Source organism: Streptomyces sp. NPDC051776, from assembly GCF_040681345.1.
Taxonomy (GTDB): domain Bacteria; phylum Actinomycetota; class Actinomycetes; order Streptomycetales; family Streptomycetaceae; genus Streptomyces.
Genome location: NZ_JBFAYQ010000005.1, coordinates 169,828 through 195,615, shown reverse-complemented (window position 1 = coordinate 195,615; position 25,788 = coordinate 169,828). Strand labels below are relative to the sequence as shown.

The window sequence follows — 25,788 nt, the reverse complement described above, 5'->3', positions numbered from 1 at the left end:
GGCGGTGAAGCCCCGGCAACCGGCGGAAGGGCCCCGAGGGGCCGGACAGGACCGCCCAGGGGCCGGGTCGGCACCGGCCCGGCACTCAGCACGCCGGCGCCCGCCCCGGGCCGGGATCGCCGCCTCAGCGGGCGTTGAAGTACTTCGCCTCCGGGTGGTGGATCACGATCGCGTCCGTGGACTGCTCCGGGTGGAGCTGGAACTCCTCGGAGAGCTGCACCCCGATCCGCTCGGGCTCGAGGAGTTCCGCGATCTTCGCCCGGTCCTCCAGGTCGGGACAGGCGCCGTAGCCCAGGGAGAACCGCGCGCCGCGGTACTTCAGCGCGAACATGTCCTCCATGGCCTCCGGGTCCTCACCCGAGAAGCCCAGCTCACCGCGGACCCGGGCGTGCCAGTACTCGGCCAGGGCCTCGGCGAGCTGCACCGAGAGGCCGTGCAGCTCGAGGTAGTCGCGGTAGGAGTCGGCGGCGAACAGCTCGGCGGTGGCCTCACCGATCTTCGACCCCACGGTGACGACCTGCAGGCCGACCACATCGGTCTCCCCGGACTCCTCCGGCCGGAAGAAGTCGGCCAGACACAGCCTGCGGCCGCGGCGCTGGCGCGGGAAGGTGAAGCGGGTCCGCTCCGAGCCGTCCTCGTTCAGCAGGATCAAGTCGTCGCCCTTGGAGTGACAGGGGAAGTACCCGTAGACGGTGGCCGCCTCCAGCAGATTCCCGGTGTGCAGCTTGTCCAGCCAGCCGCGCAGCCGGGGCCGGCCCTCGCGTTCCACCAGCTCCTCGTACGAGGGCCCGTCGCCGGTACGGGCCTGCTTCAGGCCCCACTGGCCCTTGAACAGCGCGCCCTCGTCCAGCCACGACGCGTAGTCAGCGACCTGGATGCCCTTGACGACCTTGGTGCCCCAGAACGGCGGCTCCGGGACGGGGTTGTCGGTGGCCACATCGGACCGTACGGCACCCTCGTCCGGGTCGGGTTCACTGACCTGGAGGTCGCGCTTGGGCACCCGGCGCTGCTTGAGCTCGGGCAGGGTCGCGCCGGGCACGCCGCGCTTGACCGCGATGAGGGCGTCCATCAGGCGCAGGCCCTCGAAGGCGTCGCGGGCGTAACGGACCTCGCCCTCGTAGATCTCGTGCAGGTCCTGCTCGACATACGCCCGGGTGAGGGCGGCGCCGCCGAGGATCACCGGGAAGTCGGCGGCCAGCTTGCGCTGGTTCAGCTCCTCCAGGTTCTCCTTCATGATCACAGTGGACTTCACCAGCAGGCCGGACATGCCGATCACATCCGCGCGGTGCTCCTCAGCGGCCTCGACGATGGCCGAAACCGGCTGCTTGATGCCCAGGTTCACGACGTTGTAGCCGTTGTTGGACAGGATGATGTCGACGAGGTTCTTGCCGATGTCGTGGACGTCCCCGCGCACCGTGGCGAGCACGATCGTGCCCTTGCCCTCGTCGTCGGACTTCTCCATGTGCGGTTCGAGGTAGGCGACCGCGCTCTTCATGACCTCGGCCGACTGGAGGACGAACGGCAACTGCATCTGGCCGGAGCCGAAGAGCTCGCCGACGACCTTCATGCCGGCCAGCAGCGTCTCGTTGACGATCTCCAGTGCGGGACGACTCTCCAGCGCCTCGTCGAGGTCGGCCTCCAGGCCGTTGCGCTCACCGTCGATGATCCGCCGCTGCAGGCGCTCCTCCAGCGGGAGAGCGGCCAGTTCCTCGGCCCTGCCGGCCTTCATGGACTTGGTGTCGACGCCCTCGAAGAGCTCCAGCAGCTTCTGGAGCGGGTCGTAGCCCTCGCTGCGCCGGTCGTGGACCAGGTCGAGGGCGACCTTGACCTGCTCCTCGTCGAGCCGCGCGATGGGCAGGATCTTGGAGGCGTGCACGATGGCCGAGTCCAGACCGGCCTTCACGCACTCATCCAGGAAGACGGAGTTGAGCACGATGCGGGCGGCCGGGCTGAGACCGAACGAGATGTTGGAAAGGCCAAGTGTCGTCTGGACGTCCGGGTGGCGGCGCTTGAGCTCGCGGATCGCCTCGATGGTGTTCACGCCGTCCTTGCGGGACTCCTCCTGGCCGGTGCAGATCGTGAACGTCAGGCAGTCGATGAGGATGTCGGACTCGCGGATGCCCCAATTGCCGGTCAGGTCGGCGATGATCCGCTCGGCGATCTCGACCTTCTTCTCCGCCGTACGGGCCTGGCCCTCCTCGTCGATGGTCAGCGCCATCAGGGCGGCGCCGTGCTCGACGGCGAGCCGGGTGACACGGGCGAACCGCGAGTCCGGCCCGTCCCCGTCCTCGTAGTTGACCGAGTTGATCACCGCGCGGCCGCCCAGCTTCTCCAGGCCCGCCCGGATCACGTCGACCTCGGTGGAGTCGAGCACGATCGGCAGGGTGGAGGCGGTGGCGAATCGGCCGGCCAGCTCCTGCATGTCGGCGACGCCGTCGCGGCCCACATAGTCCACGCAGAGGTCGAGCAGATGGGCACCCTCGCGGATCTGGTCCCGGGCCATCTCGACACAGTCGTCCCAGCGGCCGTCGAGCATCGCCTCACGGAACTTCTTGCTGCCGTTGGCGTTCGTCCGTTCACCGATGGCCAGGTACGAGGTGTCCTGGCGGAACGGGACGGTCTGGTAGAGCGAGGCGGCGCCGGGCTCGGGGCGCGGGCTGCGCTCGGCGGGCTGCAGCTCACGGACGCGCTCGACGACCTGCCGCATGTGCTCGGGGGTCGTACCGCAGCAGCCGCCCACGAGGGAGAGCCCGTACTCGCGGATGAACGTCTCCTGGGCCTCGGCCAGTTCACCGGCGGTGAGCGGGTAGTGCGCGCCGTCCTTGCCGAGAACGGGCAGACCCGCATTCGGCATGCACGACAGCGGGACGCGCGAGTGGCGCGAGAGGTAGCGCAGATGCTCACTCATCTCCGCCGGGCCGGTTGCGCAGTTGAGGCCGATCATGTCGATGCCCAGTGGTTCGAGCGCGGTAAGCGCCGCGCCGATCTCCGAGCCGAGCAGCATGGTGCCGGTGGTCTCGACGGTCACCGAACAGATCAGCGGCAGGTCGGCGCCTAGGGCCTCCAGGGCCCGGCGGGCGCCGAGAACGGCCGACTTGGTCTGCAGGAGGTCCTGCGTGGTCTCCACCAGCAGGGCGTCCGCGCCACCGGTGATCAGGCCCTCGGCGTTCTGCTGGTAGGCGTCGCGCAGCGTGATGTAAGGGACGTGGCCGAGGGTGGGCAGCTTGGTGCCGGGGCCCATGGAGCCGAGCACCCAGCGCCGGCGGCCGTCATCGGCGGTGAAGGAGTCGGCGGACTCACGGGCGAGGCGCGCACCGGATTCGGAGAGTTCGAAGATCCGGTCGGCGATGTCGTACTCCCCGAGCGCCGTGTGGTTGGCGCCGAAGGTGTTGGTCCCCACGCAGTCGACGCCCGCCGCGAAGTACTCGTCGTGCACCGAGCGCACGATGTCGGGGCGGGTGACGCTCAGGATCTCGCTGCAGCCTTCGAGCTGCTGGAAGTCCTCCAGGCTCGGTTCCTGTGCCTGGAGCATGGTGCCCATGGCCCCATCGGCCACGACCACGCGGGAGGCGAGCGCCTCCCGTAGTGCTCGGGCCCGGTCGGTGACGGCGGACGATGGCTCGTACGAGGCCATGGAGACGCTCCCTGGAGTGCGACGGCTGTCGGCTTTGCGCCCCCCGGTGGGAGGGCGCACGCCGCCAGGGTAACCGTCGGCGACGTGCCGGGCTCGGGGTATTCCACGAGGCGGACACCGGCGGTGCGGGCCGTACGGGTGAGATGACGCCGTGCCGGACCAACACCCCGGTGCTACCACGAGGTCGGCAAAGGCCGATACTGTTCAGCATTGTCGAACCCCGTGGTTGGAGGAGGTTGCCCGATGGCCCGGACGATCCAGTCGCTCGAGCGAGCGGCTGCGATGCTGAGGCTGCTCGCCGGCGGTGAGCGCAGGCTCGGACTGTCCGATGTGGCGGCCGCACTGGGGCTGGCCAAGGGCACGGCGCACGGAATACTGCGCACCCTTCAGCAGGAGGGATTCGTCGAGCAGGACCCCGCCTCGGGGCGCTATCAGCTCGGCGCCGAGCTGCTGCGACTGGGCAACAGCTATCTGGATGTGCACGAGTTGAGGGCACGGGCCCTGGTCTGGACGGACGACCTGGCCCGGTCCAGTGGCGAAAGCGTCTACCTGGGCGTACTGCACCAGCAGGGCGTCCTGATCGTTCATCACGTCTTCCGGCCCGACGACAGCCGCCAGGTGCTGGAGGTCGGCGCCATGCAGCCGCTGCACAGCACGGCCCTGGGCAAGATCCTCTCGGCCTACGACCCCGTCGCCCACAGCGAGGCGGCCGAGGGCGCCCGCAAATCCTTCACGGCCCGCACGGTCACCGCCCTCGAGGACTTCGAGGGCGTTCTCGACCTCACCCGCGCCCGCGGCTGGTCCTCCGACGTCGAGGAGACCTGGGAGGGCGTGGCCTCGGTCGCGGCCCCCATCCACGACCGGCGGCGCATGCCGGTGGGCGCGGTCGCCGTCACGGGCGCCGTGGAGCGTGTCTGCGAGAACGGCGTACTGAGCTCGTCCCTGGTGGCGGCGGTACGCGACTGTGCCCGTGCAGTCTCGCGAGATCTCGGCGCCGGCCGCTTCTGAGGCAGGCACGGGTCGGAGGCCTCGTAATGGCGCCTCGGTTCGACCTCCCGGCGCCTCGGTTCGGCCTCGTCCCGGCGCCTCGGTAGACCCGGCCCGCCCGGATCCCGCACCCCCGGCCCGTCCGCACCAGATGCACCGGCCCGCCCGGATCCGGCACCCCGATGCGCGCGGACCCCCTGCCGCGCCAGCCCAGCAAACGCTCCGCCCATCCTCGTCCACGCTCCACCACCAGGCGTTTCGCTTCTCGCGGTCACGCTTGGACAACGGATCGAAGTTGCCGTGGCACCCCTATTGACGCGGCACGGGAGGTGAAGAAAACTGCCGTTCGCCGGTCGGCATTGTCGAACAGCAGCCGATAACTTCGCTATGGTGTTCCGCGGCGGCGGACCGGTCACCGCCCTCACCCGAGGGCGCGGGCACGCGGGTGGGACCCCGCTGGCCTGCCTTCCCCTGGACGAAGGACAAGGAGTCGCTGGTGTCCACCTCCGACATCTTCCTCGGCGAGACCATAGGTACCGCCGTGCTCATCCTGCTCGGTGCCGGCGTGGTCGCCGGCGTTGTCCTGAAGCGCTCGAAGGCGCTGAATGCCGGCTGGGTCGCCATCACCTTCGGGTGGGGCTTCGCCGTACTCGCCGGCGCGTACATATCCGCCCCGCTCTCCGGTGCGCACCTCAACCCCGCCGTCACCCTCGGCGTCGCCATCACCAGCGGCGAGTGGGGCGACGTCCCGGTCTACTTCGCCGGTCAGATGACTGGTGCGATGCTCGGCGCCTTCCTCGCCTGGCTCGCGTACGCCGGCCAGTTCCAAGCCCATCTCACCGACCCCGAGATCGTCGCCAGGAAGGACGAGGAAGGCCTCGTCGACAAGGCCGAAGCGCCGCACGCCGGCCCCGTACTCGGCGTCTTCTCCACCGGCCCGGAGATCCGGAACCCGGCGCAGAACCTGATCACCGAGATCATCGGCACCGCGACCCTCGTTCTCCTGATCCTCACCACGGGACTCACCAAGGGCCTGGCCGTCTCAGGCACCGGCATCCTCATCGTCGCGCTGACCGTCGTCGGCATCGGCCTCTCGCTCGGCGGCCCCACGGGCTACGCGATCAACCCGGCGCGCGACCTCGGCCCACGCATCGTGCACGCCCTGCTGCGGCTGCCGAACAAGGGCGGCTCCGACTGGGGCTACGCATGGATCCCGGTCGTCGGCCCGCTCCTCGGCGGCGCCCTCGCGGGCCTCGTCTACGAGCTCGTCTTCGCCTGAGCCCGAGCACACCGACCCTTCGCGACCACTCCAGGAGAACACCGTGACCGACGCCCACACCGCGGGTCCCTTCATCGCCGCCATCGACCAGGGCACCACATCCAGCCGCTGCATCGTGTTCGACAAGGACGGCCGCATCGTCTCGGTCGACCAGAAGGAGCACGAGCAGATCTTCCCCAAGCCGGGCTGGGTCGAGCACGACGCCGCCGAGATCTGGACCAATGTGCAGGAGGTCGTCGCCGGCGCCCTCAGCAAGGCCGGTCTCACCAGGAACGACATACAGGCGATCGGCATCACCAACCAGCGTGAGACGACCGTCCTGTGGGACAAGGCCACCGGAGAGCCGGCACACAACGCACTCGTCTGGCAGGACACCCGTACCGACGCCCTATGCAAGGAGCTCGGCCGCAACGTGGGCCAGGACCGGTTCCGCCGCGAGACCGGGCTCCCCCTCGCCTCCTACTTCGCGGGCCCGAAGATCCGCTGGCTGCTCGACAACGTCGAGGGGCTGCGGGAGCGCGCCGAGTCCGGGGACATCCTCTTCGGCACCATGGATTCCTGGGTCATCTGGAATCTGACGGGTGGCACCGACGGCGGCGTGCACGTCACCGACGTCACCAACGCCTCCCGCACCATGCTGATGAACCTGCACACCATGCAGTGGGACGACAAGATCCTGGACTCGATGGGTGTCCCGGCCGCGGTGCTGCCGGAGATCCGCTCCTCCGCCGAGGTCTACGGCACGGCGAAGGGCGTCCTGGAGGATGTCCCCGTCGCCTCGGCGCTCGGCGACCAGCAGGCGGCGCTGTTCGGCCAGACCTGTTTCTCCGAGGGCGAGGCCAAGTCCACGTACGGCACCGGCACGTTCCTGCTGATGAACACGGCCGACAAGGTCATCAACTCCTACAGCGGGCTCCTGACCACGGTGGGCTACCGCATCGGCGACGAGAAGCCGGTGTACGCGCTGGAGGGTTCCATTGCGGTCACCGGGTCGCTGGTGCAGTGGATGCGCGACCAGATGGGCCTGATCAGCACCGCCGCCGAGATCGAGACCCTGGCGAGTTCGGTGGAGGACAGCGGCGGCGCGTACTTCGTGCCGGCCTTCTCCGGCCTGTTCGCCCCCTACTGGCGCTCGGACGCCCGCGGTGTCATCGCCGGTCTCACCCGCTACGTCACCAAGGCGCACCTCGCCCGTGCCGTGCTGGAGGCCACGGCCTGGCAGACCCGCGAGATCGTCGACGCGATGCGCAAGGACTCCGGTGTCGACCTGACCGCTCTCAAGGTCGATGGCGGTATGACCTCCAACAACCTGCTGATGCAGACCATGGCCGACTTCCTCGACGCACCCGTGGTGCGCCCGATGGTGGCCGAGACCACCTGCCTCGGCGCTGCCTACGCCGCCGGCCTGGCCGTCGGCTTCTGGCCCGACGCCGACGCGCTGCGCGCCAACTGGCGCCGGGCGGCGGAGTGGACCCCCCGGATGGACGCGGATGCCCGCGACCGCGAGTACAAGAACTGGCTCAAGGCCGTCGAGCGGACCATGGGCTGGATCGACGACGAGGAGTAAGACATGAGCACCCTGCAGAGCGTCCCGAGCCTCGGGACGCACCCGGCTGCCGGCCAGAACCCCGGCCGTGCCGAGACCCGGGACCGGCTCGCGAGGGCCACGTACGACCTCCTGGTCATCGGTGGCGGCATCCTGGGCACCTCGGTGGCCTGGCACGCCGCGCAGTCCGGGCTGCGGGTGGCGATGGTGGACGCCGGCGACTTCGCCGGCGCCACCTCCTCCGCCTCCTCCAAGCTCGTCCACGGCGGTCTGCGCTACCTGCAGACCGGCGCGGTCAAGCTGGTGGCGGAGAACCACCACGAGCGGCGGGTGCTGGCGAAGGACGTGGCCCCGCACCTGGTCAACCCGCTCACCTTCTACCTGCCCGTCTACAAGGGCGGTCCGGTCGGCGCGGCCAAGCTGGGCGCGGGCGTGTTCGCCTACTCCGCGCTCTCCGCGTTCGGCGACGGGGTCGGCAAGGTCATATCCCCGGCCAAGGCCCAGGCGAACAACCCCGGTCTGCGGACGGACAATCTCAAGGCCGTCGCGGTCTACTACGACCACCAGATGAACGATTCGCGTGTGGCCGTCATGACGGTCCGCGCGGCCGTCGAGTCCGGAGCCGTCGTCCTCAACCACGCGGAGGTCACCGGACTGCGCTTCCTGCACGGCCGGGTCAGCGGCGCTGAGCTCAGGGACCGCCTGGACGGGACCGAGTTCGGTGTCGACGCCCGCGTGGTGCTGAACGCGACCGGACCGTGGGTGGACCACCTGCGGAAGCTCGAGGACGAGAACGCCGCCCCGAGTATCCGGCTCTCCAAGGGCGCGCACATCGTGCTCAAGCGCAAGGCGCCCTGGAAGGCCGCCATGGCCACGCCGATCGACAAGTACCGCATCACGTTCGCCCTGCCGTGGGAGGACCAGCTCCTGCTGGGCACCACCGACGAGGTGTACGAGGGCGACCCGGGCGACGTGCGCGCCACCGGGTCCGACATCCAGCAGATCCTCGACGAGGCCGCGTTCTCGGTGCGCGACGAGCATCTCGACCCCAGCCTGATGACGTACGCCTTCGCGGGCCTGCGGGTGCTTCCGGGCGGTCCGGGCGGCGTGGAACAGGCCAAGCGCGAAACGGTCGTGACCGAGGGGAGCGGTGGGATGCTGTCGGTCGCCGGCGGCAAGTGGACCACGTACCGCCACATCGGCCGTACGGTGATGAACAAGCTGGCCAAGCTGCCGGGGACACCGCTGAACGAGGACATGGAGCCGGTCTCCAGCCTCGTCCGCCGGCAGCCGCTGCCCGGTATCGCCAACCCCAACGCCGTGGCGCACCGCCTGCTGGTGGACCGCGAACCGGGCGTGCGGATGGATCCGCTGACCGCCCGTCATCTCGCCACGCACTACGGCTCGTTGTCCTTCGACATCGCCCGGCTGGTGAACGAGGACCCGGCGCTCGGCGAGCGGATCCACCCCGACGGTCCGGAGATCTGGGCGCAGGTGGTCTACGCCCGCGACCACGAGTGGGCGGAGACGGTCGACGATGTGCTGCGGCGCCGTACGACGCTGACGATCCGAGGTCTGGACAGCGAGGACGTCCGGACCCGGGTGAAGGACCTGCTGGACCGCAAGGACGGCTGATCGTCCGGCCCGTCCGGGCCGAAGGCACAGGAAGGCGTAAGGGGCGGCTCTCCTTGGGGCCGCCCCTTACGGCGTTGCGCCCCGGCCCGCCACGCCCCGGCCGTCACCGAAACCGCAGGTCCGGAACGCCATCCTCCGGTAACGGCACGAGGCCGGGACCACCGCGCCATACTGGGAGGCAGACATCGGATGTCTGCTGCGGGAGGACGCCATGGCCGTCACCGATGTGGCGATCGAGAAGATCAAAAGCATGATCGTCTCCGGTGCACTGAGGCCCGGCGACCGGCTTCCCAAGGAGAGCGAACTGGCCGCGGAGCTGGGCCTGTCGCGCAACTCCCTGCGCGAGGCCGTCCGCGCCCTCGCTCTCATCCGCGTCCTGGACGTGCGCCAGGGCGACGGTACGTATGTGACCAGTCTGGCGCCCCAACTCCTGCTGGAGGCAGTGAGCTTCGTCGTCGACGTCCACCGCGACGAGACGGCCCTGGAGTTCCTCGCCGTCCGCCGGATCCTGGAACCCGCGGCCACCGCACTGGCCAGCGCACGGATCAGCGTCGCCGAACTCGACGAGCTGGGAACCCGGTTGGACGCGCTGGGCCCCAGTCCCACGGTCGAGCAACTGGCCGACTGCGACCTGGAGTTCCACCGGCGCATCGTACGGGCCGGGGCCAACTCCGTGCTCTGCTCACTGTTGGAGGGGCTGTCGGGCCCGGCCATCCGGGCGCGTATCTGGCGAGCGGCGGACCGTGCGGGGGCGGCGAGCAGGACGCTGCACGAGCACCGCGCGATCCTGGCCGCCCTGCGCGACCGCGACGCCGACGCAGCGCGTTCGTGGGCGGCTGTGCATGTCGCCGGCGCCGAGCAGTGGCTCCGCTCGGCGATGGGAGCCGTGTGAGCCGTGTGTTGCAGGGGAGCCCGTACGCCGCTGCTCGCCGGCCCGCGGCACCTCTTGCGACTCCCCCCGGCCAGGCAGACATCGGACGTCCCGGCAGTCGTCCGATGTATGGCCGGTTACAGCCCCCGGAGTGCAGGGTTGGGGCGGAAATGGGCAGGCTACAGCTCGGATCAATCAATGGACGCGTCTGCGCGGGGGCTGCGGAGGGCCCCCGGTCTGGCCGTAGGCTGGGGACGCACGCAATGGATCGGCAACCGGGGGCGATCCGCACGGACGTCCGCCGGTCGGAAGGAGGCGCTGGGTGATCGAGCTCGAGGGGGTTCCCGAGCTGATCGACCCGGTCATGGTGGCCGCGTTCGAAGGCTGGAACGACGCCGGTGACGCAGCCTCCACCGCGGTCGGGCACTTGGACCGGGAATGGAAGGGCGAGGTCTTCGCCGCCCTGGACGCGGAGGACTACTACGACTTCCAGGTCAACCGACCCACCGTCTTCCTGGAAGGCGGGGTCCGGAAGATCACCTGGCCCACCACACGGCTGTCGGTGGCCCGGATCGGGGGCTCCAAGCCCCGCGATCTCGTGCTCGTCAGAGGCATCGAGCCGAGCATGCGGTGGCGCTCCTTCTGCAACGAGATCCTCGGCTTCGCGCATGAACTGGGCGTGGAGATGGTGGTGATCCTGGGCGCGCTGCTCGGCGACACCCCGCACACCCGCCCCGTCCCGGTCAGCGGCGTCACCTCCGACCCGGACCTGGCCAGGACGATGGACCTGGAGGAGACGCGGTACGAGGGCCCCACCGGCATCGTCGGCATCCTCCAGGAGGCCTGCACGCACGCGGGCGTGCCCGCGGTCAGCCTGTGGGCCGCCGTCCCGCACTATGTGTCGCAGCCACCGAATCCCAAGGCCACGCTCGCGCTGCTCAACCGCCTGGAGGACCTGATCGGGATCCGCATCCCGCTCGGCGAGCTGCCCGAGGACGCGCGGGCCTGGCAGTTGGGCGTGGACCAACTGGCCGCCGAGGACAGCGAAGTCGCCGAGTACGTGCAGTCGCTGGAGGAGGCGCGCGACACCGCGGAGCTTCCCGAGGCATCGGGCGAGGCCATCGCCCGCGAGTTCGAGCGCTATCTGCGGCGGCGCGACGGGCAGCCGGGCGCTGGACCGGGGACCCCGGGCGCCGGACCGGGAGCCGGTCCCGGGCAGCCGGGCGGCCATGCGACCGAGAGCGGCGCGGCGCCGGAGTCGCGCGAGGGGGGCCGCGACGGGGCCTCCTACCTGCGGGACACCCCCCGCGACACTTCCGCAGGGCGTGCGCGGCCGTCGAAGCCGTCGTCCCGGGGCGAGGAGCAGGACGGCGGAGATTCCCAGGATTCCACGGACTCGCGCTCCAGCGACTCCTCGGGCTCCGCGGACTCCCCCGGCCCGGGATCCGGTTCGGATTCGGGCCCGATCGCCGAGGACGAGTAGGCGAAGTCCCGCTCACGGCAAGCGGATCGGGGCGCTCCTTCGGTGAAGGCGCGCCCCGAGTCCTATCCCCGTACGGGAAGTGTCAGGGCGTCAGAGAGCCACTCCCAGCAGTGCGTCGACGGCGCGCGAGACGAGTCCGGGCGCTCCCTCGTCCGTACCGCCCTCCGACTGCTGGAGCGCGCTCCAGCGGTCGACGGCCGCCAGCGCGGACGGCGCGTCGAGGTCGTTCGCGAGGGCCTCACGGATCTCTTCCAGGAGGGTTTCCGCCGGCGGTCCGTCGGGCCGCGAGACCGCGGAGCGCCAGCGGGCGAGCCGCTCGACCGCCGTGTCGAGCACGGTGTCCGTCCACTCCCAGTCGTCGCGGTAGTGGTGCGCCAGCAGGGCGAGCCGGATCGCGGCCGGGTCGACCCCGTCGCGGCGCAGTGCGGACACGAAGACCAGATTGCCCTTGGACTTGGACATCTTCTGACCGTCGAGGGCGACCATCCCGGCGTGGACGTACGCCTTCGCGAACGGGTACTCGCCGGTGACGACCTGGGCGTGCGATGCGCCCATCTCATGGTGCGGGAAGGCCAGATCGGAGCCGCCGCCCTGGACGTCGAAGCTCATACCGAGGTGGTCGAGCGCGATGGCGACGCACTCGATGTGCCAGCCGGGGCGTCCGCGGCCGAGGGAGCCGCCGTCCCAGCTCGGTTCGCCGTCACGGGCGGCCATCCACAGGATCGGGTCGAGCGGGTTCTTCTTGCCGGGGCGCTCCGGGTCGCCGCCGCGTTCGGCGGAGAGCTGCCGCATCGTTTCGGCGTCGAGCCCGGAGACCGTGCCGAAGCCCGGGTCGGACTCCACGGAGAAGTAGATGTCGCCGTCGAGTTCGTATGCGGCCCCGGAGTCGCGGAGCCGTTCGACGAGCGGAACGATGCCCGGTATGGCCTCGACCGCGCCGATGTAGTGCCGGGGCGGAAGAATCCGCAGGGCGGTCATGTCCTCACGGAACAGGGCGGTCTCACGTTCGGCGAGCCCGGTCCAGTCCTCCCCGTCCCGCTGGGCCCGCTCCAGGAGCGGATCGTCGACGTCCGTCACGTTCTGGACGTAGTGAACCTGCCGCTTCGTGTCGAGCCACACGCGCTGCACAAGGTCGAACGCGTTGTAGGTCGCCGCGTGCCCCAGGTGGGTGGCGTCGTACGGAGTGATGCCGCAGACGTAGATGCGGGCGACGGGACCGGGGTCGAGGGTGATCGGGCTCCCGGTCGCGGAGTCGTGGATCCGGAGGTCGCGGCCACTGCCGGGCAGGGCGGGAACCTCAGAAGCGGGCCAGGCATGCATGCCTTGAGCGTAACCGGATGTCCGATCCTCACACGAACCGGACCTGCGGGCTTGGCCGGATGGGCGCTCTTGCACGCATCGGCAGGATGTGCCGGTCCGTAGGACCGCAACGTCGGTCCCGGGGGCGGAGGCGGAGCGGCAACGGGAGTCGGGGCGGCGCGGGACGCGCTGGTCCCGGCGCCGGCGCCGGGACCAGCGCCCCACCGGGCACCGCGGCCTCAGACGGGCGGCCAGGGAACGGCGGGCCAAGCACCGCTCGGCTCGGGGTGACGGCCCGTTCGGAGGAGCCCGCCCACCCGCGTACGCAGGGCGTCGAGCTCCTCGAAGGTGATCAGGCCGGAGAGGCGGGCGGCCAGAGCGCCGTCCCCGTCGAGGTCCGACGAGAGCCGCCGCAGCACCTCGAGCGCCTCGTCGGTGAGCGGTTCCGCCGCCCATCCCCACAGCAACGTCCGCAGCTTGTCCTCGGCGTTGAACGTCACACCGTGATCGATCACGTACAGCCGACCGTCCACCGTCGGCAGCAGATGGCCGCCCTTGCGGTCCGCGTTGTTGATCACCGCGTCGAGGACGGCGAGCCGCCGCAGCCGCTGGTCGTCCGCGTGCACCAGCAGCGCCGCCCCGCCTCCGGCGACCTCGGCGAAACCGATGGCCTTCCACCCCTCCCCCGGCTCCTCGCCCTCGACGAGCGCGAGCAGCTCCTCGGAGGGATCGGCCTCGATCCAGAGCTGGCACATGCCCTCGCCGTACGGGCCGTCGCGCAGCACCGTGGGCGGCACCAGTCCCCATCCCGTGGCGCGGGAGATCTCGTACGCCGCCACCTCGCGCCGCGCCAGGCTCCCGTCCGGGAAGTCCCACAGCGGACGCTCCCCCGCGACGGGCTTGTAGACGCAGGCGGCGCTGCGGCCGTCCAGTTCGACTGCGCAGTGGAGCACCGCGTTCGACGCTTCCCTGATCCGTCCGCGCACGGTCAGCTCGCCCTCGGCGAGCAGTTCGCACACCGCGGAGTCCTCCGTCAGGCTTCCCCGCGGCGGTATCCGTTCTGGCGCGGACATACGTGTCCCTCCGGGTCGAGCGGCAAGCTGCACAGCGGGCACGGCGGGCGGCCGGCGTTGACCACTTCCAGCGCCCGCTTGGCGAACGCTCTGGCCTGTGGCCCGCTGAGCCGGACGCGTAGCATCGGCGGACCGTTCTCCTCGTCCTGCAGCAGCCGCTCCTCGGCTTCGGCGAGGTCCTCCTCGGTCTCGGCCTCGAGCTCGACGAGCGCCTGGGCCTCGACGATCATGCGCTGTTCCTCGCCGTCCCATGCGAGCGCCATGGTCCCCACCCGGAACTCCTCCTCGACGGGCACCTCGAGCGGCTCGCTGTCGGCGAGTTCCGTGGGGGCGACGGCGGGCACGGGCGCGTTGCCCCCGGTGCGCCGCACCACCTCGTCCAGCAGCTCGTCGATCCGCTCGGCGAGTGCGGCGACCTGGGTCTTCTCAAGGGCGACCGTGGTCGTCCGGCCGGCCGCGCTGGCCTGGAGGAAGAAGGTCCGGCGGCCAGGCAGCCCGACCGTACCGGCGACGAAGCGGTCCGGCGGGTCGTACAGGTACACCTGACGGGCCACGTCCTGCTCTCCTCTATGTCATCGCTGCGGAGTCTGTCCGGCGTCTGTGGTCTGAACGGTCTGTACGTGTGGTCGGTCTGTACGTCTGAACGGTCCGAATCGGTCGGTGGGTCTCGGGTGGACGGCGTGCACGCAGCTCCCGCGTACCCCGTAGCGCAGCCCGTCCACCCTACTGCCCGCGGCGATCACGGTGCGCCCGTGGCACCGCCCACGGCCGCATCGCCCTCCGCCCCCGGCGCCGCGCCGCCGTCCGGGGCCAGTGCGCGGAAGTCCCCGGTCTCGCCCAGCCGGAGCAGGAAGGGGCGGACCGGGGTGAAGCGGATGGCGGTGACCGAGCAGGGCTCGACGGAGATCCGCTGGAACAGGTCCAGATGGAGGCCGAGCGCATCGGCGACGAGGGACTTGATGATGTCGCCGTGCGAGCACATCAGGTAGACGGCGTTGGCCCCGTGCTCCGCTTCGATCCGTGCGTTCCACTCCCGTACGGCGTCCACGGCCCGTGTCTGCATCGCCCGTACGGATTCACCGTCGGGCCCCGGGAACTCGGCGGCCGATGGGTACCGCTGGACCGTCGTCCACAACGACTCGTCCGCCAGCTCCTCGAGCTTGCGCCCGGTCCAGGCGCCGTAATGGCACTCGCCGATGCGCTCGTCGGTGTGCAGCGGCAGCTCCGGGCGGGCGTCCAGCAGCGGCCGCAGCGTCTCCTCGCAGCGCTGCAGCGGGCTGGTGACGGCGGCGGCCAGCGGCAGACCGGCCAGCCGCCCGGGCAGTGCCGCGGCCTGTGCGGCACCCCGCTCGTCGAGGGCGACGCCGGGCGTCCAGCCCGCGAGCACGCCCGCGGTGTTGGCGGTGGAACGGCCGTGCCGTACGAGGATCAGCGTGGGCATGTCTGCCACCCTACGGGCTCGCGCGACCGGGCGGCCCGTGCACATCGCGGGGCTTCGAGGGAGAATGCGCTGCGTGATCGTGGACTGTGCCATCTACCGGAACGGGCGCCGCACCGAGGGACCGGCGGACTTCTCCGACGCCCTCGACCAGGCCCGTGCCGAGGGTGACTCCTTCCTCTGGATCGGTCTCCACGAGCCGACGGAGAAGGAGTTCGACCTGGTGACAGCGGAGTTCGGGCTGCATCCGCTGGCCGTCGAGGATGCGCTCAAGGCACATCAGCGGCCGAAGCTGGAGGTCTACGACGACTCCCTCTTCCTCGTGCTCAAGCCGGTGATGTACGACGACGACACCGACACCGTCACCACGGGCGAGCTGATGGTCTTCGTCGGTGACTCCTTCGTGGTCACCGTCCGGCACGGCGAGGGCTCCCCGCTCGCTCAGCTGCGGCAGCGTCTGGAAGCGGAGCAGGAGGTCCTGAAGCACGGCCCGACCGCGGTGATGTACGCGGTGAGCGACGCCGTGGTGGACGACTACATCGACGTGGCCTCGGAGCTGCAGCTCGATCTGGACGCCCTGGAGGCCGATGTGTTCGCCCCGACGGGCGGCGGCGACACCGGGACCACGGCGGCGCGGATCTACCACTTCAAGCGGCAGGTGGTGGAGTTCCGCCGGGCCGTGGGGCCGCTGGCGGAGCCGATGGCCCGGCTCTCCGGCACCGGTGTCCCGTTCATCCGCGAACCCTCCCGGCCGTTCTTCCGGGACGTCTCCGACCATCTGACGCGCGCGAGTGAGTACATCGAGGGCTTCGACCGGCTGCTCTCCGACATCCTCTCGGCGCACCTGGCGCAGATGGGCGTAAGGCAGAACAGCGATATGCGGAAGATCTCGGCCTGGGCGGCGATGGTCGCGGTTCCGACGGCGATCGCCGGGATCTACGGCATGAACTTCGACCACATGCCGGAGCTGCACTGGGTGTGGGGCTACCCGGCCACGGTGGCCCTCATGGCGGTGGTGGTGATCGGCCTGCACCGCCTGTTCAAGCGGCGCGGCTGGCTCTAGTTGTACTGACACGCCGCCGGTTCCGTGGGGACCGCATCGGCGTCACAGGGGAGGCGGGCCGCACGGGGCGCGGGAACCGTACAAGCAGCGGTCGCGGGAACCGTACGAGCAGCGCGAGCCCCACGGTCTTCATGGCCGTACTGCGGGGCCGGTGCCACGCGTGGCACCGGCCCCGCAAGCGCGGCGGTCACCCTCAGGCGAACTCGGTGGCCGGCGTGGCCGGGCCGCCCAGCGCGTCCCGCCGCTCCGGCATGGACAGCGTCACCATCCGCCGCCAGCCGAAGAGCCGCTCGAACAGGTACACCAGGTGGATCCCGGTCATGAGCACCGCGACCTTCGGCCCGGACCAGCCCAGGATGCGGCCCATGTGCGTCATGAATGCAAGGCTGACATCGCGGTAGACCCGGATCTCGGCCATCGCGCTCTGCCGCAGGATCCGCTGGATCCTCCGGCTGTGGCCCGCGGCGGCGAGGCGCAGCAGTTCCTCGTGGCAGTACGCGAGGTGGTTGTCCTCGTCGTTCGAGATCATCCTCACCGCGCGGCCGAGGTCCGGGTGTTCGGCGAAGTGCTTGCACAGCAGCCGCATCTGCTCGGACGCGCGCTGTTCGGTGACCCGGCTGTGCGCCAGGTAGGAGACGATGTCGTACTCGGTCAGCGGTGCGTCGGCACGCAGCTTGTCGTGGGCCAGCCCGATGCCCTGCTTCTCCAGGAGCATGGTGTAGTCGGCTTCGCCGGGTACGTCGACGGGATCCAGACCGCGCTTGCGCAGCAGGGCGTTGAAGATGCGCCCGTGCTTGTCCTCGTCCGCCCCGTGCCGGACGATTTTGGGTGCCAGCCGTCGCTGGGACTCCGGAACGAGTGCGGCGATCCGCGCGTTCTCCCAGCCGCCCTGCGACTCGCCACTGGCGGCGATGGAGCAGAACAGCCGGAACGACTCGTCGTTGTCGAGGATCTCCTGGAACATGCTTCGGGCCGAGAGCATCACTGCCACCTCCGTACGGACGTCCGCAGTGAAAAAGTCAAAGGGGAGGCGGGAGGTCCGGCAACAGCACAGTCGGCGTGCTCGGCCGAAAGGAGGAGTGAGAAGTCCGGCCGCGGCGCGTAACCCCGGGGGGCGGCCGCGCGTTGTGCTGTGTGACGGCCGTGGCGGGGAAGACCCCCGAGCCCCCACCACGGCCGCGGAAACCTCTCAGCCTCTCCCCCCGCCACCTCTGGGTAGGGTGATTCCGAGCCTGGAGGGGGTTGTGACACCGGTGGGCAAGTTCAGCAGAGCAGCGAAGAGCCGGCCCGCACCACGTCGCCTGGGGCCCGCGAGCTCGGACTGGTCGCCGTACGAACGTCTGGACGAGGCGGCGCGTGCCTACTTCCTGCACGCCGATGTCGCGCTCGATGCGATCGCCGGAGTCCTGGGACGACACCGCGTCCGCGGATTCACCCTGGAGCGGGTGGTGGACCTGTCCGAGGCGGGCACGTCCGTGTGGCAGGAAGCCGCGGTCTGCGACGGACGGCGGCTCATCCTGTGGCACAGCGAGGAAATGGCGGACGAGGACGGCACGATCCTCGACTCCTCGGTGCAGGTGCTGCCGCTGGCCTCGATCCGTCATGTGGGTATGCGGACCCTGGTCGGGCGCGACGCGTCGGGACGCCGGATCGACCGGGGGGTGCACGTGGTGCTGGCGACGGGCACGCCCCACGAGATGAACACGGTGCCCGGTGCCGACCCCGAAACTCCGCTGTCGACCGCCCGGTTCAGGCCGGAGGCGTTCCGCTTCAGCAAGTCGCTCGACGACGGAGGGGCGGGGCAGATAGCCAGGCTGATCGCCTTCGGACGGCTGATGGGACGTCTGGTTCCGGGCTGACGCCCGCTTCCGGCACCGGGTGCCCCGCGCCCGGCTTGCCCTCGGCCCGCCCCGAGCCCCCTGGCGTTCCCTTGAAGTCCCTTACGATCCACGGGACTTCGTCTCGTATCCGGTCCTTCGACGAACGCGGACGGCCCGGTGGCCGGGGGCAACCCCGGCCACCGGGCCGATCCGTGCGCCGGGCCCAGCGGCTACTCGGCCAGCCCCGCTCGCTCCAAGGCCTCCACCCCGGCCCGCAGCGAGGCCAGACGCTCGTCGCGCGTGAAGCCCGCCGGGGCCAGCGACAGAGTCGTGACGCCGGCCTCGGCGTAGGCCTGCATACGGTCGGCGATTCGCTCGACCGGGCCGAGCAGCGTCGTGGAGTCGATGAGCTGCTTCGGCACGGCCGCGGCAGCGCCCCCCTTGTCGCCGCCGAGGTACTTCTCCTGGATCTCGGCGGCCTCCTTCTCGTAACCCATGCGCTGCGCCAGCTTGTTGTAGAAGTTCTGCTTGGCGCTGCCCATGCCGCCGACGTAGAGGGCGGTGTACGGCCGGAAGAGGTCGGCCAGGGCGTCCACGTCGTCGCCCACCGCCATGGGCACGGTCGGGACGAGATCGAAGCCGTCGAGCGTCTTGCCCGCCTTCTCACGGCCCACGCGGATGTGGCCGAGCGAGGTCTCCTCGACGTGCTCGGGCGCACAGAACAGCACGAGCGCGCCGTCCGCGATCTCGCCGGTCAGCTCGAGGTTCTTGGGGCCCATGGCGGCGATGTAGAGCGGTATGTCCTCGCGCACCGGGTGGACTGTGAGCTTGATCGGCTTGCCGGGGCCACCGGGCAGCGGAAGGGTCCAGTGCTCGCCCTCGTGTGTCAGGCGCTCACGGGTCATCGCCTTGCGGACGATCTCCACGTACTCACGGGTGCGGGCCAGCGGCCTGTCGAACTTGACGCCGTACCAGCCCTCGGAAACCTGCGGGCCGGACACCCCGAGGCCCAGCCGGAACCGGCCGCCGGAGAGGGAGTCGAGAGTGGCGGCCGTCATGGCGGTCATGGCGGGGGCGCGGGCGGGGATCTGGAAGATGGCGGAGCCGATGTCGATGCGCTCGGTCTGGGCGGCGACCCAGGCGAGCACGGTGGGCGCGTCGGAGCCGTACGCCTCCGCAGCCCAGCAGACGGAAAAGCCGAGCTTGTCGGCCTCGCGGGCGACCGCGAGGTTGTCGGCGTCCATTCCGGCGCCCCAGTAGCCGAGGTTGATCCCGAGCCGCATGCCGCTCCCCTTACCGATCAGTAACGTACCTGCTCCGCGGACTCTAGCGCGCGATGCCCGGATCCGTCAGCGGCGGGTTGGTGCGGGGTTGTCCACAGGCCGCCTCGGGCCGTGGCCGGGCCAGTAATGTCGGGGCCATGGAGCAGAGGCACCTCGGCCGTACGGGCCTTCGCGTATCGCGGATCGGGCTCGGCACCCTGACCTGGGGGCGGGACACCGGCGAGCATGACGCCGCGGACCAGCTCAAGGCGTTCTGGGAGGCCGGCGGGACGCTCGTCGACACCGCGGATGTGTACGGGGACGGGGGCGCCGAGTATCTGCTGGGGCACCTCCTTGAGGACCTGGTGCCGCGCCGTGATCTCGTCATCGCGACGAAGGCGGGCAGCGTCCCGGATCCCGACCGCCGCTTCGACGGCTCGCGCGGCCATCTCCTCTCCGCACTGGACGCCTCGCTGGAGCGCCTCGGCACGGATCACGTGGACCTCTGGCAGGTCCACGCCTTCGACTACCGGACACCGCTGGAGGAGACGCTGCAGGCGCTCGACATCGCAGTCAGCAGCGGCCGTGCGCGCTACGTCGGGGTGTCCAACTTCTGTGGCTGGCAGCTCGCCAAGGCCGCCACCTGGCAGCTCGCCGCGCCCGGGGCGCACGCCCGGCTGGCGAGCACGCAGATGGAGTACAGCTTGCTGCAGCGGGGCGTGGAGCGTGAGGTGCTCCCCGCGGCGCTGGACCTGGGCGTGGGACTGCTGCCGTCGTCCCCGTTGGGACGAGGTGTGCTGACGGGCAAGTACCGGCACGGGACGCCCGCGGACTCGCGGGGTGCCTCGCCGGACCTCGGCGCGTTCGTCGCCCCGTATCTGGACGACACGGCGGGCCGCGTCGTGGACGCCGTCGTCACGGCGGCGGACGGCCTTGCCACCAGCCCGCTGGAGGTGGCACTCGCGTGGGTCCGCGACCGGCCGGGGGTGGCGGCCCCGATCGTGGGCGCACGGAACGCACGGCAGCTCATAGCGGCGCTGTCAGTGGAGGCGCTTACGCTTCCGGACGAGATCTGCCAAGCGCTCGACGACGTATCGGCGCCACTGCACCGCTATCCCGACCAGGACTGGAGCACGCTGTGACCACGGACCGCCGCGCAGACGAATCCGCGCGGACGCCCGACCGCCCGGCCGATCATCGCCGGGACCGCCGGGAGACGACCGCGGACGCGGACCTCCCGTCCGGCGAGCGGACGGAATCCCGCCCGGGCTCGGGAGCCGATTCTTCGAGCGGCTCGGAGGCGGAGGGCACCGAACGGGACGGCGCTGAAGCGAGTGGCACCGAACGGGACGGCGCTGAAGTGAGTGGCACCGAGGCCGGGAGCGCCGAACCGCACAGCGCTGAATCGAACAGGACTGAACCGAGCGGTGCTGAGTCGGGGGGCGTCGAATCGAGCGATGCTGAGTCGGGGGGATCCGGAGGGGAGGGGCCGCCAGGCGGGACAGGTGCGACGGGGCGGTCCGCCGCCGTGGACGCACTGGCCGCCGCCGTACGGGCGGTGGAGAGCGGCGAACGGTCCGCTGCTTCGTTCTTCACCGAGCAGAGCCGGCCCGGCGGAGCGGGCTCAGCACAGGGGGCACAGCAGCCCGGGCGTGCGCCCGGCGGGCCGCCCGGTAGGGCGTCCGGAACGGGCACCTCGGCGTCAGGACCGGTCACGTCCGCCTCCGGAACGGGCACCTCGGCATCGGGGCCGGGCAGCCCGGCGTCCGGACAGGGCACCACCGCGTCCGGGACCGGAGGGCCCGGAGGTTCCGTACCCGTTCCGGGAGGCGTGAGTCCGGCCGGTGGCATGGGCGGGAGCCCGGCCACCGCGGCACCGCCCTCCGCGTCCGCCGGCCTGCCACCCGCGGAGCGGCTCGCCCGGAGCGCGACGGTGCGCGAGGTACTCAATGCAGGCGGCGCTCCCGACGCGTTGGCGGACAAGGTGCTCGATGTGCTCGGCGAGCGCGCGCCACAGACACTGCGCGAGGACCCTTGGCAGCTTCTCGCCGTGCCCGGGGTGAGGCCCGAGCAGGCCGACGGCTTCGCCCGCGCCCTGCTCGGCGCCGACTGCGGCCCCGCCGACGACCGACGGGCGCGAGCGCTCGTCCAGTGGCTGCTGGAGCGCGCCGCCCTCGAAGGGCACACGGCCCTGGAGCCCGCGGCTCTGACCTCGGCTCTCGCTCAGAGGTCCGTGCCCGACCCGGAGGCGGCGCTGCGGGCGGCGATCGCGGACGCCGGGGTGCTGGTTTTCCAGGACGCCTTGGACGCCCCTGGCTCCGACCCGGCACAGGCGGCTTCCGAGGACGAGGAGGCCGAAGGACAGCCCGTACGGGTCCTGGTGGGGCTCGACCGCTTCGCCCTGGCCGAGGAGAGCCTCGCCGACGGACTCGCTCGGCTGGTCAACACCTTTGTGCCCGAAGCCGGTTCGGCTTCCGGCGCGGAGGAGGCGGGCGGCGCGGCCACTCCGGGGACGCCGTCCGCAGACGACTGGCAGGCCTCCGTCCGGACCGCTCCCTCCCCCTCTGCCGCCGAACTGCTGCGGACGGTGGCAGGCCACGGTCTCGTCGCGCACACCGGCGGCGAGGCGGCCCGCGCGGAGCCCGCCTCGGTGGTGGCAGCCGCCCGTGCGCTGGGTCTTCGCGCCTACGCCGCGGCGCACACCGAGGACGGCCGCCGGCGGCTGCAGGAGCTCCTGGACACCGAGCCCGCGGGTCTCGCCGCCGACGAAGCCCCCGATCCCGGGCGGGACTTGGCCCCGGCCGGGTGGAAGGGATCGGGCCCGGGGGCGGTCACGGTCGCCGGGCTGCTCGCGGGAACGGAAGGGCCCGGCCGGGACGCGGACGGCGCCCTCGCCGTCGACGTCCTGGCCGTGCTGGACGCACCGCAGCTCGATGTGGAATCCGCGGCGATGCTCGTGGAGTCCTTGCCCGACGGCGCGCGGCTGATCCTCAGCGGAGACCCTGGGGTGCTCTGGTCGGCCGGTCCGGGCAAGGTGTTCGCCGATCTGCTCGCGGCCCGCACCTGCCCCCAGATCGCCTCCCGTACGCCCGACCCCGGTCCGATCGGCGAGCTGGTGTCCGGCATCGGGATCGGTGAGCTGGCCCAGGTGGGGGCGCCCGGCAAGGAAGTGGTGATCGTCCCGGTGCGGGACGCCGGTGAAGCGGTGCACCGCGCCGTGCAACTGGTGGCCGACTCGGTGCCGCGCGCCATCGGAGTACCCGCCGACCTGACCCAGGTGATCACGCCGGGGCACGGCGGCGCGGCGGGCACCCGGGCCCTGAACTCAGCCCTCAAGGAACGGCTCAACCCCGGCCCCGGCCGGTTCGGCGGCTTCGACCCCGGCGACCGGGTGGCCTACACGCCGACGCCTGGCCGGACCCTGCCGTGCAAGGTGATCGCGGCCGACACCCAGGGTCTCCATCTGGACTGCGCGGGGTCGCGGATCATCGTGGCGCGCGAGCGGGTGAGCGGCACCGTACGGCACGGCTGGGCGCTGACCGCGCACCAGGCGGCGGGCATGCGCTGGCCGGCCGTGGTCGTCGTACTGCCCGGCGACGCGGGCCAGGCGCTGACGCGGTCCTGGGTCTACACCGCGTTCGGCCGGGGTGAGCGGCATCTGTCGGTGGTGCAGGGTGCGGAGGGGGCCCTGCCGCGGGCCGTCGCGGAGGTGCCGGTGAAGGAGCGCACGACCCGGCTGCGTGCCCTGCTGCGGAGCAGCGCGCCGCCGGCCGGATGAGCCCCGGCCGGCGGCGGTCTTGGTCATCCACCCATTCGACGCCCGTCGCCCATCCGACCCTCGTCGTCCATCATGGCGACGGGCGGGGCCGACGGGACACGCAGGCGCGGGAGCACGAAGCCGTAGGCATGGGTGCAGTGCCGGGTCCGCCACTGCCGGCCGGCCGCTGTCGCCGCGCCGGAGACGGTGACCAGAGGACGAGACCTACCGCTCGGAGTCGAGCGGCTCCAGCTCATCGTCCTCCTCGTCCTCCTCGTCCTCCTCGTCGTCCAGTTCGTCGTCGAAGACCGCGCTGACATCGAAGCGGCAGACGACCCGCTCCGGATCCGCTTGGTCGAAGGGCGCGTTCAGCCACTCCCCCGGGTCCGCGGCTTCGTCCACCGCGGCCACCCACAGCGTGGAGTCGCCCTCTTCGAGACCGAACTCCTTGTGCCGGGAGGCGATCTCGTCCGGTTCGTACTCCCCGAAGAGCACGCCGAGGGCTGCATAAACGCCGGCCCCCGCCCCGCCCTCGGAGCCGTTCTTCCCGGAGCCGCCCAGCTCCACGTCCGGGTCGAGGTCGGCTACCCGCTGCGCTTGCGACAGCAGCCGCTGCGGTTCGGTGACCGTATAGTCCCGGCGGATCAGTACGCTGATCGCGTTCGGCTCCTCCGGCCCGGTGTAGGCGGGCATCGAGCCGTCGCCCGGGATCTCGAAGGGTGTGACCTCGTCGTAGGCCTCGTACAGCAGCTCGTCATACGTCTCGGCCGCCGCGGCCAGCTCGTTGAAGGCCGTGTAGACGACGGGGTCGTCGTCACCCGACCGCCTCTCGACCGCGTCGAGGTGGCGGTCCAGCGCGGATTTGACCGCCTCGGCGGCGGCGCGTACCTCGGCAGCGGTCGGCTGCGCAGCATCAGACATAGTGCAGACGCTATCCGTACTCGGGCACTACCCGCACAATAGATTCGATGCCGGAATATGAATTTCGCGATGTGTACGTGCCGCGCGGGGTCTCCCGCAAGGCTGCCACGCGCCTGCTGACCGACCACGCCGAGTACGGACACTGGGAGTTGGAGCGGCTACGGCTGAATCCGGACGGCAGCCGACGCGTCCGTCTGCGCCGCCGGATCATCCGGCAGCCGCGCGCCACTTGGTGAACCCGTCCTGTGACGCACAGTGAAAACGAAACGGGTCCCGCATCCGCGGGACCCGCTCCGTCACGTACCGATCTCCGTCACGTACCGATCTCTACCGGTCCTGAGCCTTACGACCGGGACGCGGACCGCGCACGGCGGTAGAGCACGACGCCGCCGAGCAGCATCGCGGCGCTCGCGGCACCGGTGGCGGCGAGCGTGCCGGCACCGGTCTCGGCCAGTTCCTCCGTGCCCTGGACGGCGCTGCCCTGCGGCTTGTGCTCCGTCGACGGCTTCGCCTCGGACCCGCCCTCGTCACCCGGCTTTCCGGGGCTCGGCTTGTCCTCGTCGCCCGGCTGGGACGGGTTACCCGGCTCGCTCGGGTTGCCCGGCTCGTTCGGGTTGCCCGGCTCGCTCGGGTTGCCCGGCTCGTTCGGGTTGCCCGGCTCGCTCGGGTTGCCCGGCTCGTTCGGGTACCCGGGCTCGTCCGGCTTGTCGTCGGAAGTGTTGGTGCACTTGTTGTCCGACGCGTCGTTACCGGCTCCGGCGCCGATGCTGTTGCCGCAGGCGTTGACCGGAACGTCCACCGGCACCTGCGCCGAGTTGCCGGAGATGAGGCCGGACGAGTTGCTGGCCCCACCCTCGGCCGACGAACCGCTGCCGCCGGCGTGCGATCCGCCGTTGCCGCCATGGTGCGACCCGCCGCTGCCGCGGGAGACGTTGGAACATTTGTTGCCGCCGGCCGGATTCAGCAGCCCCACGACGTTCACCGTGTTGCCGCAGACGTTGATCGGAACGTGCACGGGCGCCTGGACCGAGTTACCGGAACCGAAGCCCGAAGAGTTCCGCGTAACTCCGTGTGCGTCCGCATCCGCGTACGCGTAACCACCGGTCACGGCCAGCACACTGCCCGCTGCCGCAACGGTGATCAGACTCTTTCTCGCGACCTTTCGCATAGGTTCGCTCCCCTGCTGCCTATCGCCATTCGGAAATGCTCACGGACGAATGCCCGCTCGCCAATTCCCAGGCCCCGGAGTACATGGAGTGCACTCCGGGGCCTGGGATCACACCCTCACGGGTGCGGCACAACTTCACGCATTGACACACGCGTTGCCGACGGTGGGATTCAGCAGCCCGATCACGGAGACCGTGTTGCCGCAGGCGTTCACCGGCACGTGCACCGGCACCTGGACGCTGTTGCCGGACCCCAGACCCGAGGACTGCAGCGCAGCACCCTGAGCACCGGAGTCGGCAACTGCCATCCCTGCGCCGGCGAGCACGAGACCGCCGGTGGCAGCCGCGACAGCGACGACCTTCTTGATCATTCTTCCTCCTTGTTGGCAAATGCGGTCCCAGCCAGGACCGCACTGCCTGTAACGAGGATGGGGGAACTCGGCCACGGGGCCGACTTGGCGTTCACCCTTTCCAGTGAGCACTATACGAATCTGAGATCGACGGCTCATCGTTTCAGCGGACAAGTATTCGCGGATGGGGCTCGCTCTTCGGTC

21 protein-coding genes are annotated in these 25,788 nt (G+C 70.9%); 11 read left to right on the top strand and 10 right to left on the bottom strand.

All coding sequences use genetic code 11. The annotated features are described in order from the left end of the window. Window positions 1-124 precede the first annotated feature (124 nt). Window positions 125-3,634, bottom strand: coding sequence for a methionine synthase (gene metH / locus AB0M26_RS06880; RefSeq protein WP_365255649.1), 3,510 nt, complete (start codon window positions 3,632-3,634; stop codon window positions 125-127). Window positions 3,635-3,877: 243 nt separating this feature from the next. On the opposite strand from metH, the gene AB0M26_RS06875 reads away from it, so the two are divergent. The 6 genes from AB0M26_RS06875 to AB0M26_RS06850 all read left to right on the top strand — a co-directional run bounded on the left by AB0M26_RS06875 (window position 3,878) and on the right by AB0M26_RS06850 (window position 11,435). Further along, window positions 3,878-4,642: an IclR family transcriptional regulator gene (locus AB0M26_RS06875; protein WP_365255646.1), complete on the top strand. Its 765-nt coding sequence runs from the start codon at window positions 3,878-3,880 to the stop codon at window positions 4,640-4,642. A 475-nt stretch (window positions 4,643-5,117) separates the two neighbouring features. Then, window positions 5,118-5,900: an MIP/aquaporin family protein gene (locus AB0M26_RS06870; RefSeq protein WP_365255643.1), complete on the top strand. Its 783-nt coding sequence runs from the start codon at window positions 5,118-5,120 to the stop codon at window positions 5,898-5,900. Between the two features lie 43 nt (window positions 5,901-5,943). Beyond that, complete coding sequence (glpK, locus tag AB0M26_RS06865; protein WP_365255640.1) at window positions 5,944-7,467, top strand: glycerol kinase GlpK; 1,524 nt, start codon at window positions 5,944-5,946, stop codon at window positions 7,465-7,467. A gap of 3 nt (window positions 7,468-7,470) precedes the next feature. Beyond that, window positions 7,471-9,081, top strand: coding sequence for a glycerol-3-phosphate dehydrogenase/oxidase (locus AB0M26_RS06860; RefSeq protein WP_365255637.1), 1,611 nt, complete (start codon window positions 7,471-7,473; stop codon window positions 9,079-9,081). 211 nt (window positions 9,082-9,292) lie between these two features. Then, window positions 9,293-9,973 (top strand): FCD domain-containing protein, encoded by a 681-nt coding sequence (locus AB0M26_RS06855; protein WP_365255634.1) that lies wholly within the window; start codon window positions 9,293-9,295, stop codon window positions 9,971-9,973. A 301-nt stretch (window positions 9,974-10,274) separates the two neighbouring features. Beyond that, window positions 10,275-11,435, top strand: a complete 1,161-nt coding sequence (locus tag AB0M26_RS06850; protein WP_365255631.1) for a PAC2 family protein — start codon at window positions 10,275-10,277, stop codon at window positions 11,433-11,435. Window positions 11,436-11,525: 90 nt separating this feature from the next. On the opposite strand, the gene mshC is transcribed toward AB0M26_RS06850, so the two are convergent. From mshC to AB0M26_RS06830, 4 genes are all read right to left on the bottom strand, one after another. Next, window positions 11,526-12,755, bottom strand: a complete 1,230-nt coding sequence (gene mshC / locus AB0M26_RS06845; RefSeq protein WP_365255628.1) for a cysteine--1-D-myo-inosityl 2-amino-2-deoxy-alpha-D-glucopyranoside ligase — start codon at window positions 12,753-12,755, stop codon at window positions 11,526-11,528. A gap of 218 nt (window positions 12,756-12,973) precedes the next feature. Continuing rightward, window positions 12,974-13,807: an SCO1664 family protein gene (locus tag AB0M26_RS06840; RefSeq protein ID WP_365255625.1), complete on the bottom strand. Its 834-nt coding sequence runs from the start codon at window positions 13,805-13,807 to the stop codon at window positions 12,974-12,976. Beyond that, window positions 13,768-14,361, bottom strand: a complete 594-nt coding sequence (locus AB0M26_RS06835; protein WP_365255622.1) for a DUF3090 domain-containing protein — start codon at window positions 14,359-14,361, stop codon at window positions 13,768-13,770. The genes AB0M26_RS06840 and AB0M26_RS06835 overlap by 40 nt, the downstream gene beginning before the upstream one ends. 185 nt (window positions 14,362-14,546) lie before the next feature. Beyond that, the gene (locus AB0M26_RS06830; protein ID WP_365255619.1) at window positions 14,547-15,248 is read right to left on the bottom strand and encodes a histidine phosphatase family protein; all 702 of its coding nucleotides are present in this window, start codon (window positions 15,246-15,248) and stop codon (window positions 14,547-14,549) included. A gap of 64 nt (window positions 15,249-15,312) precedes the next feature. Between AB0M26_RS06830 and corA the strand changes: the two genes are divergently transcribed. Beyond that, on the top strand, window positions 15,313-16,308 hold the full coding sequence (gene corA, locus AB0M26_RS06825; protein ID WP_365255878.1) for a magnesium/cobalt transporter CorA: 996 nt from the start codon (window positions 15,313-15,315) through the stop codon (window positions 16,306-16,308). Window positions 16,309-16,501: 193 nt separating this feature from the next. Here the strand turns inward: corA and AB0M26_RS06820 are convergent, their stop codons facing one another. Next, window positions 16,502-17,290, bottom strand: coding sequence for a ferritin-like domain-containing protein (locus AB0M26_RS06820; RefSeq protein ID WP_365255616.1), 789 nt, complete (start codon window positions 17,288-17,290; stop codon window positions 16,502-16,504). Window positions 17,291-17,552: 262 nt separating this feature from the next. Here AB0M26_RS06820 and AB0M26_RS06815 point away from each other — a divergent pair, with 262 nt between their 5' ends. Beyond that, the gene (locus AB0M26_RS06815) at window positions 17,553-18,167 is read left to right on the top strand and encodes a hypothetical protein (RefSeq protein ID WP_365255613.1); all 615 of its coding nucleotides are present in this window, start codon (window positions 17,553-17,555) and stop codon (window positions 18,165-18,167) included. A 191-nt stretch (window positions 18,168-18,358) separates the two neighbouring features. On the opposite strand, the gene AB0M26_RS06810 is transcribed toward AB0M26_RS06815, so the two are convergent. Beyond that, complete coding sequence (locus AB0M26_RS06810) at window positions 18,359-19,411, bottom strand: LLM class F420-dependent oxidoreductase (protein WP_365255610.1); 1,053 nt, start codon at window positions 19,409-19,411, stop codon at window positions 18,359-18,361. A gap of 137 nt (window positions 19,412-19,548) precedes the next feature. On the opposite strand from AB0M26_RS06810, the gene AB0M26_RS06805 reads away from it, so the two are divergent. Beyond that, complete coding sequence (locus AB0M26_RS06805; protein WP_365255607.1) at window positions 19,549-20,532, top strand: aldo/keto reductase; 984 nt, start codon at window positions 19,549-19,551, stop codon at window positions 20,530-20,532. A gap of 689 nt (window positions 20,533-21,221) precedes the next feature. Further along, complete coding sequence (locus AB0M26_RS06800) at window positions 21,222-23,168, top strand: helix-hairpin-helix domain-containing protein (RefSeq protein ID WP_365255604.1); 1,947 nt, start codon at window positions 21,222-21,224, stop codon at window positions 23,166-23,168. A gap of 204 nt (window positions 23,169-23,372) precedes the next feature. Here the strand turns inward: AB0M26_RS06800 and AB0M26_RS06795 are convergent, their stop codons facing one another. After that, window positions 23,373-24,068, bottom strand: a complete 696-nt coding sequence (locus tag AB0M26_RS06795; protein ID WP_365255601.1) for a hypothetical protein — start codon at window positions 24,066-24,068, stop codon at window positions 23,373-23,375. 47 nt (window positions 24,069-24,115) lie between these two features. Between AB0M26_RS06795 and AB0M26_RS06790 the strand changes: the two genes are divergently transcribed. Further along, the gene (locus tag AB0M26_RS06790; RefSeq protein WP_365255599.1) at window positions 24,116-24,304 is read left to right on the top strand and encodes a DUF5703 family protein; all 189 of its coding nucleotides are present in this window, start codon (window positions 24,116-24,118) and stop codon (window positions 24,302-24,304) included. A 107-nt stretch (window positions 24,305-24,411) separates the two neighbouring features. Here the strand turns inward: AB0M26_RS06790 and AB0M26_RS06785 are convergent, their stop codons facing one another. Both AB0M26_RS06785 and AB0M26_RS06780 read right to left on the bottom strand, forming a co-directional pair. After that, on the bottom strand, window positions 24,412-25,236 hold the full coding sequence (locus AB0M26_RS06785; RefSeq protein WP_365255596.1) for a chaplin family protein: 825 nt from the start codon (window positions 25,234-25,236) through the stop codon (window positions 24,412-24,414). A gap of 135 nt (window positions 25,237-25,371) precedes the next feature. Next, on the bottom strand, window positions 25,372-25,605 hold the full coding sequence (locus AB0M26_RS06780; RefSeq protein ID WP_365255593.1) for a chaplin: 234 nt from the start codon (window positions 25,603-25,605) through the stop codon (window positions 25,372-25,374). Between the last annotated feature and the right edge of the window lie 183 nt (window positions 25,606-25,788).

What these genes read in the sequence shown, in the direction of transcription:
- metH (WP_365255649.1), bottom strand. Translation starts at nt 3,634, where the DNA reads ATGGCCTCGTACGAGCCATCGTCCGCCGTCACCGACCGGGCCCGAGCA.
- AB0M26_RS06875 (WP_365255646.1), top strand. Translation starts at nt 3,878, where the DNA reads ATGGCCCGGACGATCCAGTCGCTCGAGCGAGCGGCTGCGATGCTGAGG.
- AB0M26_RS06860 (WP_365255637.1), top strand. Translation starts at nt 7,471, where the DNA reads ATGAGCACCCTGCAGAGCGTCCCGAGCCTCGGGACGCACCCGGCTGCC.
- AB0M26_RS06855 (WP_365255634.1), top strand. Translation starts at nt 9,293, where the DNA reads ATGGCCGTCACCGATGTGGCGATCGAGAAGATCAAAAGCATGATCGTC.
- mshC (WP_365255628.1), bottom strand. Translation starts at nt 12,755, where the DNA reads ATGCATGCCTGGCCCGCTTCTGAGGTTCCCGCCCTGCCCGGCAGTGGC.
- AB0M26_RS06840 (WP_365255625.1), bottom strand. Translation starts at nt 13,807, where the DNA reads ATGTCCGCGCCAGAACGGATACCGCCGCGGGGAAGCCTGACGGAGGAC.
- AB0M26_RS06830 (WP_365255619.1), bottom strand. Translation starts at nt 15,248, where the DNA reads ATGCCCACGCTGATCCTCGTACGGCACGGCCGTTCCACCGCCAACACC.
- corA (WP_365255878.1), top strand. Translation starts at nt 15,313, where the DNA reads ATGCGCTGCGTGATCGTGGACTGTGCCATCTACCGGAACGGGCGCCGC.
- AB0M26_RS06820 (WP_365255616.1), bottom strand. Translation starts at nt 17,290, where the DNA reads ATGCTCTCGGCCCGAAGCATGTTCCAGGAGATCCTCGACAACGACGAG.
- AB0M26_RS06810 (WP_365255610.1), bottom strand. Translation starts at nt 19,411, where the DNA reads ATGCGGCTCGGGATCAACCTCGGCTACTGGGGCGCCGGAATGGACGCC.
- AB0M26_RS06805 (WP_365255607.1), top strand. Translation starts at nt 19,549, where the DNA reads ATGGAGCAGAGGCACCTCGGCCGTACGGGCCTTCGCGTATCGCGGATC.
- AB0M26_RS06795 (WP_365255601.1), bottom strand. Translation starts at nt 24,068, where the DNA reads ATGTCTGATGCTGCGCAGCCGACCGCTGCCGAGGTACGCGCCGCCGCC.
- AB0M26_RS06790 (WP_365255599.1), top strand. Translation starts at nt 24,116, where the DNA reads ATGCCGGAATATGAATTTCGCGATGTGTACGTGCCGCGCGGGGTCTCC.
- AB0M26_RS06785 (WP_365255596.1), bottom strand. Translation starts at nt 25,236, where the DNA reads ATGCGAAAGGTCGCGAGAAAGAGTCTGATCACCGTTGCGGCAGCGGGC.
- AB0M26_RS06780 (WP_365255593.1), bottom strand. Translation starts at nt 25,605, where the DNA reads ATGATCAAGAAGGTCGTCGCTGTCGCGGCTGCCACCGGCGGTCTCGTG.